This window comes from Streptomyces sp. NPDC093097 (assembly GCF_044754325.1).
GTDB lineage: Bacteria > Actinomycetota > Actinomycetes > Streptomycetales > Streptomycetaceae > Streptomyces.
On record NZ_JBIVOW010000006.1, the window covers coordinates 288,968 to 305,237 of the forward strand.

18 protein-coding genes and 3 pseudogenes are annotated in these 16,270 nt (G+C 72.4%); 11 read left to right on the plus strand and 10 right to left on the minus strand.

All coding sequences use genetic code 11. The features are described 5' to 3' along the window. Window positions 1-51 precede the first annotated feature (51 nt). Window positions 52-918, minus strand: a pseudogene (locus tag ACIQE0_RS13575) (flavoprotein); the annotation flags it as partial. Window positions 919-1,033: 115 nt separating this feature from the next. On the opposite strand from ACIQE0_RS13575, the gene ACIQE0_RS13580 reads away from it, so the two are divergent. Both ACIQE0_RS13580 and ACIQE0_RS13585 read left to right on the plus strand, forming a co-directional pair. Then, the gene (locus ACIQE0_RS13580; protein WP_402331308.1) at window positions 1,034-1,312 is read left to right on the plus strand and encodes an FAD-dependent oxidoreductase; all 279 of its coding nucleotides are present in this window, start codon (window positions 1,034-1,036) and stop codon (window positions 1,310-1,312) included. Window positions 1,313-1,316: 4 nt separating this feature from the next. Next, window positions 1,317-1,691 (plus strand): metalloregulator ArsR/SmtB family transcription factor, encoded by a 375-nt coding sequence (locus ACIQE0_RS13585; protein ID WP_366329917.1) that lies wholly within the window; start codon window positions 1,317-1,319, stop codon window positions 1,689-1,691. A gap of 64 nt (window positions 1,692-1,755) precedes the next feature. Here the strand turns inward: ACIQE0_RS13585 and ACIQE0_RS13590 are convergent. Together ACIQE0_RS13590 and ACIQE0_RS13595 are read right to left on the minus strand one after the other, a co-directional pair. Further along, window positions 1,756-1,935, minus strand: a pseudogene (locus ACIQE0_RS13590) (thioredoxin-disulfide reductase); the annotation flags it as partial. 23 nt (window positions 1,936-1,958) lie between these two features. Then, window positions 1,959-2,378 carry an arsenate reductase ArsC gene (locus ACIQE0_RS13595; protein ID WP_366329918.1) on the minus strand — a complete coding sequence of 140 codons (420 nt, stop codon included), beginning with the start codon at window positions 2,376-2,378 and terminating at the stop codon, window positions 1,959-1,961. 93 nt (window positions 2,379-2,471) lie between these two features. Between ACIQE0_RS13595 and ACIQE0_RS13600 the strand changes: the two genes are divergently transcribed. The 4 genes and pseudogenes from ACIQE0_RS13600 to ACIQE0_RS13615 all read left to right on the plus strand — a co-directional run. Next, window positions 2,472-2,777 carry a metalloregulator ArsR/SmtB family transcription factor gene (locus ACIQE0_RS13600; protein ID WP_366329919.1) on the plus strand — a complete coding sequence of 102 codons (306 nt, stop codon included), beginning with the start codon at window positions 2,472-2,474 and terminating at the stop codon, window positions 2,775-2,777. Beyond that, entirely contained in the window at window positions 2,777-3,886 is a 1,110-nt protein-coding gene (arsB, locus tag ACIQE0_RS13605; protein ID WP_402331311.1) for an ACR3 family arsenite efflux transporter, read from the plus strand. Before ACIQE0_RS13600 ends, arsB begins: the two co-directional genes overlap by 1 nt. A gap of 5 nt (window positions 3,887-3,891) precedes the next feature. After that, entirely contained in the window at window positions 3,892-4,113 is a 222-nt protein-coding gene (locus tag ACIQE0_RS13610; RefSeq protein ID WP_366329921.1) for a DUF2180 family protein, read from the plus strand. Window positions 4,114-4,168: 55 nt separating this feature from the next. Next, window positions 4,169-4,357, plus strand: a pseudogene (locus tag ACIQE0_RS13615) (pyridine nucleotide-disulfide oxidoreductase); the annotation flags it as partial. Between the two features lie 102 nt (window positions 4,358-4,459). Here the strand turns inward: ACIQE0_RS13615 and ACIQE0_RS13620 are convergent. Together ACIQE0_RS13620 and ACIQE0_RS13625 are read right to left on the minus strand one after the other, a co-directional pair. After that, window positions 4,460-4,756, minus strand: coding sequence for a hypothetical protein (locus ACIQE0_RS13620; protein ID WP_366329922.1), 297 nt, complete (start codon window positions 4,754-4,756; stop codon window positions 4,460-4,462). Beyond that, window positions 4,753-4,917 carry a hypothetical protein gene (locus ACIQE0_RS13625; RefSeq protein WP_366329923.1) on the minus strand — a complete coding sequence of 55 codons (165 nt, stop codon included), beginning with the start codon at window positions 4,915-4,917 and terminating at the stop codon, window positions 4,753-4,755. Before ACIQE0_RS13625 ends, ACIQE0_RS13620 begins: the two co-directional genes overlap by 4 nt. 132 nt (window positions 4,918-5,049) lie before the next feature. Here ACIQE0_RS13625 and ACIQE0_RS13630 point away from each other — a divergent pair, with 132 nt between their 5' ends. Continuing rightward, window positions 5,050-5,694, plus strand: a complete 645-nt coding sequence (locus ACIQE0_RS13630) for a TetR family transcriptional regulator (protein WP_366329924.1) — start codon at window positions 5,050-5,052, stop codon at window positions 5,692-5,694. Between the two features lie 28 nt (window positions 5,695-5,722). Here ACIQE0_RS13630 and ACIQE0_RS13635 read toward each other — a convergent pair whose 3' ends face one another. Then, window positions 5,723-7,270 (minus strand): M6 family metalloprotease domain-containing protein, encoded by a 1,548-nt coding sequence (locus ACIQE0_RS13635; RefSeq protein ID WP_402331316.1) that lies wholly within the window; start codon window positions 7,268-7,270, stop codon window positions 5,723-5,725. A 582-nt stretch (window positions 7,271-7,852) separates the two neighbouring features. On the opposite strand from ACIQE0_RS13635, the gene ACIQE0_RS13640 reads away from it, so the two are divergent. Both ACIQE0_RS13640 and ACIQE0_RS13645 read left to right on the plus strand, forming a co-directional pair. Beyond that, window positions 7,853-8,485, plus strand: coding sequence for a TetR/AcrR family transcriptional regulator (locus ACIQE0_RS13640; RefSeq protein ID WP_402331319.1), 633 nt, complete (start codon window positions 7,853-7,855; stop codon window positions 8,483-8,485). Between the two features lie 324 nt (window positions 8,486-8,809). Beyond that, complete coding sequence (locus ACIQE0_RS13645) at window positions 8,810-10,351, plus strand: MFS transporter (protein ID WP_402331322.1); 1,542 nt, start codon at window positions 8,810-8,812, stop codon at window positions 10,349-10,351. Between the two features lie 232 nt (window positions 10,352-10,583). Here the strand turns inward: ACIQE0_RS13645 and ACIQE0_RS13650 are convergent, their stop codons facing one another. Both ACIQE0_RS13650 and ACIQE0_RS13655 read right to left on the minus strand, forming a co-directional pair. Beyond that, entirely contained in the window at window positions 10,584-11,081 is a 498-nt protein-coding gene (locus tag ACIQE0_RS13650) for a MarR family transcriptional regulator (protein WP_366329928.1), read from the minus strand. A gap of 267 nt (window positions 11,082-11,348) precedes the next feature. Next, the gene (locus ACIQE0_RS13655) at window positions 11,349-12,401 is read right to left on the minus strand and encodes a questin oxidase family protein (protein WP_402331326.1); all 1,053 of its coding nucleotides are present in this window, start codon (window positions 12,399-12,401) and stop codon (window positions 11,349-11,351) included. Between the two features lie 542 nt (window positions 12,402-12,943). Between ACIQE0_RS13655 and ACIQE0_RS13660 the strand changes: the two genes are divergently transcribed. Further along, window positions 12,944-13,420 carry a pyridoxamine 5'-phosphate oxidase family protein gene (locus ACIQE0_RS13660; protein WP_402331572.1) on the plus strand — a complete coding sequence of 159 codons (477 nt, stop codon included), beginning with the start codon at window positions 12,944-12,946 and terminating at the stop codon, window positions 13,418-13,420. A gap of 69 nt (window positions 13,421-13,489) precedes the next feature. Here ACIQE0_RS13660 and ACIQE0_RS13665 read toward each other — a convergent pair whose 3' ends face one another. Continuing rightward, on the minus strand, window positions 13,490-14,059 hold the full coding sequence (locus ACIQE0_RS13665) for a hypothetical protein (RefSeq protein WP_366329930.1): 570 nt from the start codon (window positions 14,057-14,059) through the stop codon (window positions 13,490-13,492). 136 nt (window positions 14,060-14,195) lie between these two features. Further along, window positions 14,196-14,714 carry an N-acetyltransferase family protein gene (locus ACIQE0_RS13670; RefSeq protein WP_366329931.1) on the minus strand — a complete coding sequence of 173 codons (519 nt, stop codon included), beginning with the start codon at window positions 14,712-14,714 and terminating at the stop codon, window positions 14,196-14,198. 187 nt (window positions 14,715-14,901) lie between these two features. Here ACIQE0_RS13670 and ACIQE0_RS13675 point away from each other — a divergent pair, with 187 nt between their 5' ends. After that, window positions 14,902-15,903, plus strand: coding sequence for a sigma-70 family RNA polymerase sigma factor (locus ACIQE0_RS13675; RefSeq protein WP_366329932.1), 1,002 nt, complete (start codon window positions 14,902-14,904; stop codon window positions 15,901-15,903). The last annotated feature ends 367 nt before the right edge of the window (window positions 15,904-16,270 follow it).

The window sequence follows — 16,270 nt, forward strand, 5'->3', positions numbered from 1 at the left end:
CGGGCCGTGAGCAGTCCGGCTGTGTCGCGGCCCCGCGCGCGGGGTGTTCGGTCATACGCCGCAGCAACCGCCCGCGGGCGTGTCCTCAGTGGTGGCCGAGGTCGGTGCTGTGAGCTGGAGGGGCTGGGGTTCGGGGGTGGTGCAGCAGCCTGTAGCAGGTGCCTCGTCGGCCTCACGGGTGTCGAAGAGGCCGGCGCCGCCGCACACCCCGGTCTCGGGCAGGGTGAGTTCGACGCGGTCGGCTGCTCGGGTGTCGCCGGCGAGGGCGGCGGCGATGGAGCGGACCTGCTCGTAGCCGGTCATCGCCAGGAAGGTGGGGGCGCGGCCGTAGGACTTCATGCCGACCAGGTAGATGCCGGCTTCGGGGTGGGACAGTTCGCGGTGGCCGTGCGGGTAGACGGTGCCGCAGGAGTGCCGGTTGGGGTCGATCAGGGGGGCCGGCGCGAGGGGTGCCTGCAGGCGCTCATCGAGGTGCAGGCGTACCTCGGAGAGGAAGGACAGCTCCGGGCGGAAGCCGGTCAGCACGCTCACCTCGTCCACCGCCTCCAGCCGGCGCCCGTCCTCGCCCACCAGCACCAGACGCCCGTCGCCGTCCCGCTCGATGCGCTCGGTGCGAAAGCCCGTGACGGCGTCGGTGTGCCCGGCGTCCACGGCGGCCTTCGCCGCCAGGCCCAGGGCGCCGCGGGCGGGCAGTTGGTCGGCCGCGCCGCCGCCGAAGGTGGCACCGGAGATGCCCCGGCGCAGGATCCACACCGCCTTCGTTCCGGCCCCGTCCTCGGACGTGGCCAGGTCGGCGAGGTAGGCCAGGGCGGTGAAGGCGGAGGCGCCCGAGCCGATGACGGCCGTGCGCCTGCCGGCGTAACGGGCGCGGACGGCGGGGTCGTTGAGGTCGGGGACGCGGTAGGCGACGTGGTCGGCCGGGTCGTGGCCGCGCTACTACGACAGCCTCACCCTCTTCTCTCCGGCCCGGTACGGCTCGCTGCCCGGCCTGCCCTTCGGCGGCGACCCGCAGCGGTATCCGCACCGGGGCGAGGTGGTCGACCACCTCCTGCGCTACGCCCGCCGACTGGACGCACGGATCCGCACCGGCCACCGCGTCGACGAAGTCCGCGGTGACGGGGACGGGTTCCTGCTGACCTTGGCGGACGGGTCCCAGCTGGGCGCGCGGGCCGTGGTCGCGGCCACCGGGGGTTTCGGCTGCCCCCGCCGGCCCGCCCCCGCATCGCCCGGCGCCTGGCCGTTCACCTGGCACGTCTGTAGCCGCAGGGGTGGTCATGGCCCTGAACTCTTACTTCGATGTTTGTCAACATAGAGGCGTGTCGAACGCGCAGGCGATGCCGCAGCTCGATGCGGAAGGCGGCCGGTCGGTGGTGGCGCCGTGCTGTCCGCCGCTGACCGAGCGCCCCTTCACGGCCGAGGAGGCCGAGGGGGCCGCGCCGATGTTCAAGGCGCTCGGTGACCCGATCCGGCTGCGCCTGTTCTCCGCCGTCGCCTCGCACGAGGGCGGCGAGGCGTGCGTGTGCGACATCTCCGACGTCGGCGTCTCCCAGCCCACGGTCAGCCCCCACCTGAAGAAGCTCAAGGAGGCCGGGTTGCTGACCTCCCAGCGGCGCGGGACGTGGGTGTACTACCGGGTGGAGCCGTCGGTGCCGGCCGCGATGGGCAAGTTGCTGATCACGGCCGCAGGCTGATCGCGGCAGGCGCGGGCCAGTGGCGTGCCGCCGAGTGCCCGCAGACCCGCGCGGCCGGTGACATCCGTACGATTCCCGCGAGGTCGGGGTCCTGGACGCCGTCGGCGAAGCCGGGGAAGTTCTCGGCCTCGGTGGTGGTCATCGGCGCGCCGCCCGCAGCCACCGCTCCCTCGAAGACCAGCGGCTTGAGGCAGGCGCGGGCGGTATAGAGGGCGGCGGTGCAGCCGGCCGGACCGGAACCCATGACGAGGGCGTCGCGGAGGTCGATCACTCGGCCGCCGCCGCGTCGAACTCGGCGATCAGGGCCTCGACGCGGGCCTTGATCTCGTCGCGGATGGGGCGGACCGCCTCGATGCCCTGTCCGGCCGGGTCGTCCAGCTTCCAGTCCAGGTACCGCTTGCCGGGGAAGACCGGGCAGGCGTCGCCGCAGCCCATGGTGATGCAGACGTCCGACTCCTGGACGGCGTCGGCGGTGAGGATCTTCGGCTTCTCGGCGGAGATGTCGATGCCGACCTCGCGCATGGCCTCCACGGCCGCGGGGTTGACGGCCTCGCTGGGGGCGGAGCCCGCCGAGCGGACCTCGATGCGGTCTCCGGCGAGGTGGCTCAGCCAGGCGGCGGCCATCTGGGAGCGCCCGGCGTTGTGGACGCAGACGAAGAGGACGGAGGCGAGCGGGGCGGTGGGCACGGGTTCTCCTCTGTAGGGGGCGGCGGGCAACGGCACCGAGGACGCATCAGTCAGCGCTGACGTCAGCCTTGACTGATGTGAGAATATCAGTGCATGATGACGTCAGTCGACACTGACCTGATCCGGGTGCTGGCCGACCCGCTCAGGCTGAAGATCGTGAATCTGCTCGCCCACGAGACGCTGTGCACCACGCACCTGGTCGAGGAGACCGGCGCGAAGCAGACCAACCTCTCCAACCATCTGCGGGTGCTGCGCGAGGCGGGCGTGGTGGAGACCGAGCCCTGCGGCCGGTTCACCTACTACAAGCTCCGGCCGGACGTCATCGCCGTCCTTGCCGGGCAGTTCGCCGAGCTGGCCGAGCAGGCCCGTACCGCCGCCGATCGGAAGAGGCCCTGCTGATGCCCCCCGCCGAGGCCCCCGCAAAAACGACGGAAGAGTCGTCCGTCGTCGCCAAGCTCTCCACCCTGGACCGCTTCCTGGCCGTCTGGATCCTCATCGCGATGGGCGTCGGGCTCGGCCTGGGGCGGGTGATCCCCGGCCTCAACGACGCCCTGGCGAAGGTCGAGATCGGCGGGATCTCCCTGCCGATCGGCATCGGGCTGCTGGTCATGATGTACCCGGTCCTGGCGAAGGTCCGCTACGACAAGCTCGACACCGTCACCGGCGACAAGAAGCTGATGGTGTCCTCGCTGGTCATCAACTGGATCGTCGGCCCCGCGGTGATGTTCGCGCTGGCCTGGATCTTCCTGCCGGACCTGCCCGAATACCGCACCGGATTGATCATCGTCGGCCTGGCCCGCTGCATCGCCATGGTCATCATCTGGAACGACCTGGCCTGCGGCCACCGCGAAGCCGCCGCCGTCCTCGTCGCCCTCAACTCCGTCTTCCAGGTCATCACCTTCGGCGTGCTCGGCTGGTTCTACCTGGACCTGCTGCCGCGCCTGCTCCACCTCGGCAACGGCCAGGGCCTCGACGTGTCCATGTGGCACATCGCGCTGAACGTCATCGTCTTCCTCGGCGTCCCCCTGCTGGCCGGCTTCCTCACCCGCCGCATCGGCGAGAAGAAGATGGGCCGCGAGGGCTACGAGCAGCGGTTCCTGCCCAAGATCGGCCCCTGGGCCCTCTACGGCCTGCTCTTCACGATCGTCATCCTCTTCGCGCTGCAAGGGAAGACGATCACCTCCCAGCCGCTGGAGGTCGTCCGCATCGCGCTGCCCCTGCTGGCGTACTTCGCCGTGATGTTCTTCGGCACCTTCCTCCTCGGCAAGGGCCTGGGAATGGCCTACGACCGCACCGCCACGCTCGCCTTCACCGCGGCCGGCAACAACTTCGAACTCGCCATCGCGGTCGCCATCGCCACCTTCGGCGTCACCTCGGGTCAGGCACTCTCCGGAGTCGTCGGCCCGCTCATCGAAGTGCCCGTCCTGATCGCCCTGGTCTACGTGGCCCTGGCCTGGCGCCGGAAATTCGCCCCCACGCAGCAGGCCGTCTCCGCCTCCGGGAGGTAGATCCCGTGAACTGCCTGGAATGCCACACCGCAGGCCGCACCGCCGACGCGGTCGGCGTGTGCCAAGGATGCGGCGCCGCCGTCTGCCGTGACCACGCCCGCCTGGCGCACCGCACCGTCAGCCACGGCGTCGCCCTGGGCCCACGGGACGAGGCCACCCTGCGCAGCGTGCTGTGCCCGGCGTGCGCCGAGGCCGGTGTGCCGACGGCAGCGGTGACCGGCAGGTGAGCTACTCGGCAGTGCGCCGGGACGGCGCACGGCTACGGGTGGAGAGCGACGCCGGCACCTGGTGCCCCTCGCGCTGCGCGAGGGCCGCGGACGCATCCCCACCCAGGGGACCCGCGCCGTCGCGGAACCTCGGCTGCACCTACTGGGCTACGGCGACTGGACCGGGCCCGCCTCGGCCACGCTCATCGGGGTGGGCCGCCCCGCGCGGGAAGCGGCCCGGGACATCGCCGCACTGCTCAGCTGACCGCCAGGCCCGCAGCGCCCGCCCGCGGAGGCGGGGGGCCGGGGTGATCCGGTCCGGCGGCACGCGTAGTGGACGGCGGGTGGGTGCGGGCGGTGCGGTGCGTCAGCCGAGGTGCCAGCTGAGGGTGCCGTCGGTGGCGGTGAGAGCCGCGAGGAGGAGCAGGTCGGCGGCGCCGAGGGCGAGGCCCAGGAGGGCGCGGCCGCGGCGGGTGGTGCCTCGGACGAGGGCGAGGGTGCCGAGGGCCAGGGCGCAGGGGCCCAGGACGAGGTTGAGGATCAGGGTGCCCACGAGACCGAGGACGAAGGAGGCGACGGCCATGCCGTCCGCGTCCGGGCGGGAGGCGGGGCGGGCGGTGCGCTGGGAGGTGGCGCGCTCGGGGGTGGTGGTGAGCGTGGTCATCGGGAGGTCCCCTCGGTGCGGTGGCGGCGTTCACGCAGGTAGAAGACGAGAAGCCAGGTGGTGATGGCGGCGCCGGCGGCGAGGGTGACCGGGACGGGGAGGTGCGCCGCGGTGCCCAGCGCGATCCCCATCAGGAGGAGGGCTGCGACGAGGAAGAGCATGGTCTGCCTTTCCGGGGCGGCCGGTTCCGCGGGGAGTCGGCCGCGAGTTCAGAGGACAGTTGTTCACTGACTTCTTCAGTGTACGGCCGGGGTGGGTGGAGTGGTTGGGAGAACGGTTGTTTACTGGATGACGTGAGTCACAGTGAGGGCGGAGTCCGCCGGGCGCAGAAGCAGAAGACCCGTCAGGCGCTGCTGGACGCGGCGTTGGAGCTGCTGGAGGAGCAGAGCCTGAGCAGCCTGGGGTTGCGTGAGGTGACCCGGGCGGTGGGCGTCGCCCCGGCCGCGTTCTACCGGCACTTCCGGGACATGGGGGAGTTGGGCGCGGCGCTCGTCGAGGAGGCGTTGGGCAGCCTGCATGCGATGGTGCGCGCGGTCCTCGCCGAGCAGGACGAGGCGGAGGAGCGGATAGACGGCGCGATCGCGGTGGTCGAGCAGCATGTGCGGGAAAATCCGGCGCATGTGCGCTTCATGGCCCGGGAGTGGCGCGGTGGCGTGCGCGCGGTGCGGCACGCCATCGCGAGGGAGCTGGAGCGTTTTGCGGCGGAGGTCGCGGAGGCGCTCAAGTCCCATCCGGTGTCGGCCGGTTGGCCGGACGAGGATGTGCGGATGCTGGCCAAGCTGTACGTCGAGCGGCTGGTGTTGACCGCGACGGAGCTGCTCGACGCCTGGGAGGAAGGCGACGAGGGGGCGGCCGAGCAGGTGGTGTGGTGCGCGCGGCGGCAGTTGCGGCTGATCAGCATCGGGTGGCGGCATTGGGAGGCGGAAGGCGGGGTTTAGTGGGGGCGTTGGGGGAGGCGGGGCGCGTTCAGGTGTGGGCGGGGGTGATGCGGACACGGTAGGTGCCGTCGGTGTTCTCGGTGAGGACGGTGACGGTGACGCCGCTGGCGCGGTCGGTGTGGGTCTCGCCGGGGCGGAAGGTGGCGTCCGTCAGGTCCGGGTCGACGTAACGGGTGTCGACCTCACGGGAGTTGGGATGGCAGCCACGGCTGTGCGGGGTGGCGTCGATGACGTGGATCGGGGCGTGACCCGTGGGGACGTCGGTGGCCACGTGGTAGACGAGAACGCCGGGGCGGCAGACGAGCGGGTCCAGGAGGCCGCTGGTGCGGGCCTCGACGACGAAGGCGGTGTGCGGGCCGGTCGGCATGACGACGATCTTGGTGCCGCCGGGGGTGGAGATCGGCATGAGGACGTGTTCGGTGGGCTTCCCGCCGGCCTGTGCGCAGTGCACCTGGCCGGGGGCGAGCCAGCCCATCTTCCACTTGTGCCAGCCGAGGAAGTCGTTGGTCGGCCCCCAGTCCTCGTCCATCGGGTCCCAGTGGCCCACCGGGGTCGGGCCGTCGGGGTCGTTCGGGTAGTAGAGGTCGGGCAGGCCGAAGGTGTGCGCGTTCTCGTGGTTGAGGACCCGGAAGGCGCTCAGGCCGGCCTGCCGGCTCCAGATGAAGGAGACGTTCCGGAAGGGCGCCCCACGGTGGGTCTTCAGCCCCAGGTCGCCGCCGCTGAAGGTGACCGACAGGACCATGTGGGTCGCCGGCGGGCCCGCGTTGGGGGAGGCGATGACGTTGACGACGTCGTAGTCGCGGACGTCCACGAACGGGTCGACGGCGTCCAGGAGTTCCTGGGAGAGGGCGTGGTAGCCGCTGTTCCGGGACGCGTCGAAGGCGGCGCTGCGGGTGATGCCGTACGCCGGTAGCGGGCGTGACATGCGGATCCAGCGGAAGAGCGGCTTGGGGACGTAGGTCAGCCGCCCGTACGAGCTGGTGCGGAAGTAGTCGGTCGCGGCCGGGAAGAACTCGGCGAAGCGGGCCATGGGGGAGAGGGTGGCGGGGGCGTCCGGGAAGTCGACGAAGAGGGTGAGGGCCCGGACGACGCCGGACGCGCGGACGTAGCCGGCGGGGGTGGGGGCGGCTTCGGAGACGTTGTCGCTGATGCCGGGCAGGGCGCAGGGGCCGGTGGGGGGTGCGCCGGGAGGGGTGGTGGGGGTGGTGGGGGCGGTCGGGAGTGTGCGGGGGGATGTGTGTGGGGGTGTGGGGGTGGTGGTCTTCGGGGGGTCGGTGGCTTTGGTGGGCTCGGTGGTTGGGGTGGGGGCGGTGGGTTTGATGGGCCCGGTGGTCGGGGTGGCGCTGGGGGCGGGTGTGGGCGTGGGGGCGGTGGAGGTGAGGGGTGTGGTGGGGGCGCCAGGAGGTGACGGGGGTGCGGTGGTGGCCTCGGGGGGCGTGGGGGGTGCGGTGGTGGTGCCCGGGGGCGGCGGGGGAGCGGCGATGGCGTCGGGGGGTGTGGTCAGGGCCAGGGCTGCGGCCGCACAGGTGACGGTCGCGGCCAGGGCGGCGCAGAGCGTGTGCCTCAGGGCGCGCATCGGGGCGGCCTCGTGCGTGCCGGTGGCTGCGAGGTGCCGGCCGGTGTCTGCCGTGCGGTGCCGGGGCGCAGGCCTGCGCTTCGCCTCATGGCGCGGGTGCCTTCTGGCTCATGGTGATCAGCCTGCGGCGGGGGATGGTCGCTCGCGCGTGGGGGTGCGTCAAATGGAGGGCGGTGTGGCGCGGATGGCCGGCGGGCGCGCTGGTGCGTCGGGGCTCCGTCCGGACGCGTGACGGTGAGGGGCCCAGGCCGGGCGGGGAAGCGGGCGGGCGTCTCACCGCGGGCGGGACTCTCGCGCAGGAGGACGCCGCACGCCAGGCGCCCCCGGAGGCCCTCGGCGGCCCCTCCTCGACGCCCCCGAGGAGGGGTGTCTCACGTCACATGCTGGCCGGGAAATATCCGGGGATCCGGCCCCCGTTTAGCTGGTGTTGGACGAAGCGGGGAGTGGTTCCTCGGTTCCGGCGGCTCCTCGGCTCCTCCTGTGGGGGCGGTCCCCGGTACTGGGAGCGGTTCCGCGGTTCGGTGGATGTGGTGAGGGTGAGAGGGAAGTGTCGACGTGACCGGAGTGGGCGTAGGCGTGGGCGTGAAGAGTGCGCAGCCGCGGCTGCGGGCCGACGCGGTGCGCAACCGGGAGCGGATCGTCGCGGCCGCACGCGAGGCGATGGTCGAGTTCGGGGCCGAGGTCCCGTTCGATGAAATCGCTCGACGCGCGGGTGTCGGCAATGCGACGCTCTACCGTCACTTCACCGATCGCCGGGAGTTGATCCACCACGTCACGCTCTCCGTCATGTCCCGTATAGCGGACCGCGCGGAGCGGGCCCTCACTGAGGAGCCGGATGCCTTTGAAGCGCTGCGGCGCTTCGTCCACGACGCGGTGGAGGAGCGTATAGGGGCGCTGTGCCCGCTGCTCTCCGACGGCGTCGACCCGGCCCACCCCGATCTGCTCGCCGCGCGCGAGCGCCTGGACGCGGCCGTCGGGGCCGTCATGGGCGCCGCGCGCGACAGCGGCCAGCTGCGCGCCGACCTCGCCGTCGGTGATCTGATGGTCGCGCTCACCCAGCTCACCCGCCCGTTGCCGGGCGCCGGCTGTGCGGACTTCGACGCGTTCGTGCACCGGCACCTGCAGCTGTTCCTGGACGGTCTGCGGGCCCCGGCCCGGTCCGAACTCCCCGGTTCCGCCGCCACGTTGGAGGACCTGAGGCGCCGTTGCTCGTAGGCCGCGGCGGCGGATGAGGGGGCGGGTGCACGGAGTCGCGGCGCGGCCGCCGGCCCATCGCGCCCCTCCTTCCTTCCGCACTCCCCTCTGATCCTCTTCTCCGAGGCACTGACCGACGCTCGAAGCCCGACGCTCGAAGCCCGACGCTCGAAGCCCGACGTTCGCAGCGCGCCCGCACCTCGTGGGCGCACCTATCCTCCCTCATCCGTCCTTCCGCATCCGCCCTTTGCCTCCACTCCGTTCCCTTCCGCCTCTTTCTCCTCCCTCGCTCCTTCCTCCTCCTCTTTCTCCTCTTCCGTTACGCACCACTAGGTGGACCTCGTCATGCCTGAAACCGTCCCGTCCGTCGATCCACGGCGCTGGAAAGCGCTGATATTCATCGCCCTGGCCCAGCTGATGGTCGTCCTCGACTCGACGATCGTGAACATCGCGCTGCCCTCCGCCCAGAAGGACCTGGGGATCAGCGACGGCAACCGGCAGTGGGTCATCACCGCCTACGCCCTCGCTTTCGGCGGACTGCTGCTCTTCGGCGGCCGGCTCGCCGACCTGTGGGGCCGCCGGCGGACCTTCGTCATCGGCCTGACCGGCTTCGCGCTGGCCTCCGCGCTCGGCGGTGCCGCGGCCAACGAGGGGATGCTGCTGGGCGCGCGGGCGCTCCAGGGCGTCTTCGGCGCGGTGCTGGCGCCCTCCGCGCTGTCCCTGCTGGCGGTGACCTTCACCGAAGCCCGGGAGCGCGCCAAGGCGTTCGGCATCTTCGGCGCGATCGCCGGTGGCGGCGCGGCGCTCGGCCTGCTCCTCGGCGGTGTGCTGACCGAATACCTGGACTGGCGCTGGACGTTCTACGTCAACATCCCGTTCGCGGTGATCGCCGCGGCAGGCGCCCTGCTGGTCATCCGCGAGCCCGCCGGGGGCCGCAACACCTCCCGGCTGGACGTGCCCGGTGTCATCCTGGCGACGCTCGGCCTGGTCTCGCTGGTCTACGGGTTCACCCGGGCCGAGTCCGACGGCCGGCTGGCCGGCCCGACGCTGGGCCTGTTCGCCGCGGCGGTCATGCTGCTGCTGGCGTTCGTCCTCGTCGAGTCGAGGGTCGCGGCGCCGCTGCTGCCGCTGCGGGTGATCGCCGACCGGAACCGCGCGGGCGTCTACGCGTCCCTGGGCCTGGCCGTGATCGGCATGTTCGGCCTCTTCCTGTTCCTGACCTACTACCTGCAGATCGTGAAGGGGTACACGCCGGTGATGACCGGTCTGGCCTTCCTCCCGATGGTCGCGGGCATGGTCACCGGCTCGACGCAGATCGGCGCCCGGCTGATGACGCGGGTGCGGCCGCGGCTGCTGATGGCGCCCGGCTTCACGGCCGCCGCGCTCGGCATGCTGGTGCTGACCCAGATCGACATGACCACGTCCTACCCGGCGCTGATCCTGCCCGGCTTCGTCCTGATGGGCCTGGGCATGGGTACGGCGTTCATGCCGGCCATGTCGCTGGCCACGCACGGGGTCCAGCCGCGGGACGCCGGGGTCGCCTCCGCGATGGTCAACACCTCGCAGCAGGTCGGCGGCGCGATCGGCACCGCCCTGCTGAACACCATCGCGGCCAGCGCCACCACCGCGTACGCCACCGCGCACGCGGCCGGCGCGCGCTCGGCGGATCTGCTCAAGCTCCAGTCGATGGTGCACGGCTACACCTCCGCCATCTGGTGGGCGGTGGGCATCCTGGCCCTGGCGGCGGTGATCGCCTTCACGCTCATCAACACCGGGCGGCCGGGCGGCGGTTCGCCGGCGGCGTCGTCGGACGACGGCGCGGGCAAGGACGCGGGCGCGGGTGCCGGCGGAGAGTCGGAGGCGCAGATTCCGGTGATGGCGCACTGAGGACGCCGGTGCCGTCGCCGTCGATGCAGGTGGGGGCGCGGACGCCCGTGCGGTCGTCGATGCGGGTGGGGGCGGGCGGGGGCTTGTGGGGCGTGCGCCGCGCGGTGTCGGCGCGGCGTACGACCGCCGCGCCCCTCCCGCCTGTACGGCCATCCCGCGCCCGGTGCCCCGTAGGGCGAAACCACCCGGACGCAGGGCGTCGTTGCGTCGGCCTTCCCTCGTTCCGCTGGGGTCAGCGGAGCCAGGGGAGGTCGGCGCCCTGGGGCTGGAGGCCGTCCGCGATCACGCAGCAGATCGCGTCGAGTTGGCTGATCTGCTCCGGTGTGAGGCGGTCGAAGATCGCGGCCCGGACGGCGCTGACGTGTCCGGGGGCCGCCTGCTCCAGGACCCGCAGCCCCTCGTCCGTGAGGTAGGCGTTCTGGCCCCGCTTGTCGGACGGGCAGTCCTCGCGGCGGACCCAGCCGTACTTCTCCAGGCGGGCGACGGCGTGCGAAAGGCGGGAGCGGGTGATCTTGGCATTCTGGGCCAGCTCGGTCATCCGCATCCGGCGCCGCGGCGCCCGGGAGAGCTGGACGAGCAGGCCGTAATAGACGTGCGGCATCCCGGCGTCACGCTGGAGCTGGCGGTCGAGGTGGTCCTCCAGGAGCGTGCTGGCGTGGAGGTAGGCCTGCCAGGCGTGCTGCTCCTGGTCGTCGAGCCACCGCGGCTCGGTCGCAGGTTCGTTGCTCATGCCATCCACTCTCTCACCGCTTCGAGAGTTATTTAAGATTTAACAATACAGGTTCGGCCAAGATGCGGTGCATCCGAACAGGGCGCGGTGGGGGTGCGGTGAGGAGCGGGCGAGGGCGCAGGCGCCGGCGCACCGCACTTCACCGCACCCCCGTTCCCGTCGCCGACCGTCCTTGCCCCCGGCCGTCCTTACCCCCGACCGTCCTTGCCCCCGGCCGCCCCTGTCCCCGATCGTCCCCGTCCCCGATCGCCCCTGTCCTCGAAGCGCTCAGTCCACGCCCGGCGTGATCAGTTCCAGGGAGCGGAGCGCGGCCGCCAGCGCGCGGTCGTCGCCGTCCGCGGTACGGGCGGCCACGTCGAGGGCGGTGTCGGTCAGCTTGATCGCATGTGCGTCGCCGTGCGCGGCGGCCCGCTCGAAGACCTCCTCCGGGGTGAGCGTCCCGGCCGTGCGCGCCGGCAGCGGCTCGTCGGGGGAGTAGACGGAGGTGAGGGCGGCGCTCGCCGTCCAGGCGGCCGCGAGCGAGGGCGCCCACAGATCGCGGGGGAGCGCCGGGAGGGTGCGCAGGACCGCGTTGGGGGCGGTGGTCGCGTGGACCAGCATGACGGCCTCGCCGTGGCCGTAGTCGAGGTAGCGGTGGGTGGTGGCCGCCACCAGGGCGGTCAGCCGGTCGTATGCGTCCTCGGGGTCCTGCGGTGCGCGGAGCGCCTCGGCCGCGGTCAGCCAGCCCTCCGTGCCCGGCAGCTGGGCCAGCCCCTTGACCGCCGACGTCCGTTGGTCGGCGACGTGCGGAAGCGCGGCCAGCGCGGTGGTGGGGGAGGCGGTGCCGCGGGGCCGCACGGACACCGGCAGGGTGGTGTGGCGGGCCGCCCAGTAGCCGAGGGCGTGCGCCAACTCGGCGATCCGCGGCCCCTCTTCACCCTCCTCCAGGAGGGTGCGCACGGCGTGGCCGACGCGGATCACCGGGTGGGTGGCGGCGCCCGCGATACCGGGCAGCAGGCGGGGCCACCACTCGGCGAGCACCGCGCGCCAGGGCCGTTCGGCGACCTGGCGGGCCATGTACGCGGTCCAGTCGGTGACCCGGCGCGGATCGCCCAGCGCCTCCTGCCAGTTGGCGTCGGTGAGGGCGCCCTGGGGGCTCGGTACCTCCTCCAGCTGGGACGTGTAGACATCGAGCCAGCGGTGGACGGTACCCGCTTGACCGTGCCGGACCAGGGCCTCCACGGCCATCGGTCCGTGGTTGCTGAGGTACCCCCTGAACTCGGGGCCGGTGGTGTGCAGGCGTTCCAGGGCTTCGTCGAGTGTGCCGCTCGTCGCATCCATGGCCCGAGGCTAGGTCGGCGCCCCCGCGCCGGGTAACGGGCCGCAGGCGGATCCCGAACGGGCCTGCGGGACTAAGGCGTTGGACGTACGGCGGAGGTGCTGGTACCGGGCGGCGCGGGCGGAACGACGATGTCGGAGGGCGTTGTCAGTGGGGCGTGGCACGCTGAAGTCGTGGGGTGGTGAGGGCAGTTGGGCATCCGCGATCGCTGCTGGTGCTGATGCTGGTGTCGGCGCTGGACTTAGAGCCGGGACCCGGGCCGGAACCGGGGCGCGGATGCCGGATCGCGACGAGGGTGCCGGATCGGGAGGTCGGTGCCGATCCGGAATCCGGACAGGGGGTGTCGAGTATGGCCGGGAGCCTTGGGCGCATGACGCGTGACGACGGACAGGACGACCGACAGCGGGCCGGGGCCGGAGTGACGGGAGGAGTCGGAGTAACGGCAGGGGGCGGAGCGAAGGCAGGAGACCGAGCGAAGGCAGCGCACGGGGTGGAGCCAGGGAGCGGAGCGGTGATCCGGGACGAGGCGGTCGGTTGGGCGGCCGTGGAGGCGGCGGCGCCCGAGTTCGCCGCGGTCGTGCGGGAGCGGTTCGGGGCGTATCGGCACCACGTCCTGGCCACGCTGCGGAAGGACGGTGCGCCGCGGCTGACCGGACTGGAGGCGGACTTCCGCCACGGCGAGCTGTGGCTGGGCCTGATGACGGGCTCGCGCAAGGCGCGGGACCTGCGGCGGGACCCGCGCTTCTCCCTGCACGCCAACCCCGGTGGCGGCACGGACCTGTCCGGCGGTGACGTCCGGGTCGCCGGGCGGGCGGTCGAGGAGACCGACCGCGGGCTCAAGGCCCGGTACGCGGCGGCGGTGCGGCCGCCCGAGCCGTTCCACCTCTTCCGCGCGGAGCTGACGGAGGTGGTGCGGACGTCCGTCGAGCCGCCGTTCATGAAGCTGGAGGTCTGGCGGCCCGGCCGGCCGCTGCGGACGATACGCCGGACGTCGGAGGATCCCCGTCTGCTGGAGGGGTGAGGCGGCCCCGGACCGCACGGCGCCGCCCCACGCGCTGGGCGGGGCGGCGCCGTGGGCAGGGGCGGGCGCTCAGTGCGCCCCGTGGGGGCCGTGACGCCGTGCCGCGTGCGGACGCCGGGGGCGGTGCAGGCCGTGCGGTTCGCGCACCCGGTGGGTCCGGAAGACGTAGAGGGAGACGATGAACATCACGGTGAACATGACCAGGCCCCAGATCACCGACTTCAGGACCGAGGGGGTGGTGCCGCCCAGGGAGTAGAGCCAGCCCATCGACGCGCCGAAGAGCGCGCCGTACGCCAGGGCGCGGGTCTCGGTGAGCATGGTCGACTGGAAGTGCACCAGCGTCACGCCCAGCGCTCCGGTGACCACCGCCGCGATCAGCCCGAGGAGCGCGGACTGGCCGCCGCTGGACCCGTTGTGGTGGTTCATCCAGATCGTGTAGCAGCCGAAGGCGACCGCCGCGATGATCGGGAGGACGAGGGAGCTCCGGCTGCGGTGCGCCGTCGCCGGAGCGGATTCCTCCGTGGGAACGGGTGCCGTCGCACCGTGCTCCGGTTCGATGACGCCGTGCGAGCGGGCCGCCCGGGCCTCGGGCAGCCCCTCCTCATGGACGGGCCGGTCGCCGTGCGCGTGCTGGTCCATGACGGGCTCCTCTCGTTCGCCCTCTTCCCGTCCAGGCGACACCCGGGGGCCGGTGGCGTCAACTGGATCAGCCCGGCCGCCCCACGCGTTCTGGCGCCGCCCCCTGTCCTCCTGCCACCGCAGAGCGTTCTGCTGCCTACCGCAGGTCCTTCTGGTACCAGGCCACGTCCCAGTAGCGGTCGAACTTCCGGCCCACCTCCGTGAACGTCCCGATGTGACGGAAGCCGAACCGGTCGTGCAGGCGGACGGACGCCTCGTTGGGCCGGGCGATCCCGGCGTAGGCGCGGTGCACGTCCTCTTCTGCCAGCGCCGCGAAGAGCGCGCCGTACAGGAGCGTGCCGACGCCCCGGCCGACGGCGTCCGCCGCGCAGTAGATGCTGGTCTCCACGGAGGTGGCGTACGCGCCCTTGGGGCGGTAGGGGCTGCTGGTGGCGTAGCCCAGTAGAACGCCCTCGGTGTCCTGCGCAACCAGAAGGCGGTGCGGCCCGTCTTCGGGGTGGGAGAGCAACCACGGGCGACGTCCAGCGGGGCTGAAGGGCTCCGTGTCGAAGGTGACCGCCGTCTCACGAACGTAGTGGTTGTAGAGATCGGTAAGGGCTGCGAGGTCCGTCTCGGCGCCCGCCCTGACCTGCACTTCCCCGAGTCCACGTGACATCTGCCCTCCCTGGTGGCAGCGCAGGGTACTGCAAGATCAGAAAAATTGAGGCGCGGCTTGGGAATTCTGTCCGGATTCCAGCCGTTGTTTCCTTCGGACGGGTTGGCCGGTCGACCACCAGGCGGTCCCCAGGCCGACAGCCCGCGCCACGTCCCGCGACCGACTCAGCACATAAGGGAGCACCCGCATGGCAACCCGTGCCGTCGCCCGTCGTCAGGCCACCGCCACCCGGTCCGACGAGGCCAACAGCGTTCGCGCAGCAGGCGGGGACATCGCCGACCGCGACCTGGTCGGCATGTACCTCGACGAGATCGCGCGCACGCCGCTGCTGGACGCCGCCAAGGAGGTGGAGCTGTCCCAGACCATCGAGGTCGGCGTGTACGCCCAGCAGATCCTGGACGGCGAGATCACCGACGGCAACGCCGCCGGCGCCAGCCGTGAGGAGCTCGAGGCGCTGGCCGCCGAGGGCGCCCGCGCCAAGGACGTCTTCATCCGGTCCAACCTCCGTCTGGTCGTCGCCGTGGCCCGCCGTTACCCGCGCTCCGGCCTCCCCCTGCTGGACCTGATCCAGGAGGGCAACGCCGGCCTGGTCCGCGCCGTCGAGAAGTTCGACTACGCCAAGGGCTTCAAGTTCTCCACGTACGCGACGTGGTGGATCCGCCAGGCCATCACCCGTTCCATCGCCGACCAGTCGCGCACCATCCGGCTCCCCGTCCACCTCGTCGAGGAGCTCGGCCGGATCCGCCGGGTCCAGCGCGAGTTCAACCGCGAGAACGGCCGCGACCCCGAGCCGGAGGAGGTGGCCGGCGAGCTGGGTTCCACGGCCTCCCGGGTCACCGACGTCCTGGACTGGGCCCGCGACCCGGTCAGTCTGAACATGTCGGTGGACGACGACGGCGACACCCAGTTCGGCGACCTGCTGGAGGACACCTCCGCGGCCTCCCCCGAGCAGTCCGTCCTGACGCTGCTGCGCAGCGAGGAGCTGGAGGACCTGATCGACCGCCTCGACCAGCGCACCGCGTCGATCATCAAGGCCCGCTACGGCATCGAGGACGGCCGGGAGCGCACGCTGACCGAGGTCGGCAAGCAGCACGGTCTGACGCGTGAACGGATCCGGCAGATCGAGAAGCACGCGCTGCTGGAGCTGAAGCGGATGGCGCGGGACACCGGGTTCGACGCGGCGGCCTGAGCCGCCCCGTCCTCGTCCCTGGTCCCGTCCGGGCCCTTGTCCGAGGTGCGCCTGCTCCGGGTTCCGTGAGCGGGTGCGCGGCCTGCGCCCTTGAGCGCGCGGCGAATTCGAGTGGCGAGCCCCGGTGCCGTAGCGGCATCGGGGCTCCTGTGCGTCCGATGCCGGGTGCCGGGTGCCGGGTGCCGGGTGCCGGGCGGTGAGCGCCGGACGTCAGGTGTCCGGCATCGTCCGGCATCCGGCACGCACCACGAGACGCTCGCGCACCACGAGGCGCCGCGCACCGCAAGGCCCTCGCACGCCATGGGACAACCACCCAGGCGAGAACGGGTACTTGTGACGAGCGGACGAGTCGACGACGAGTCGAGGA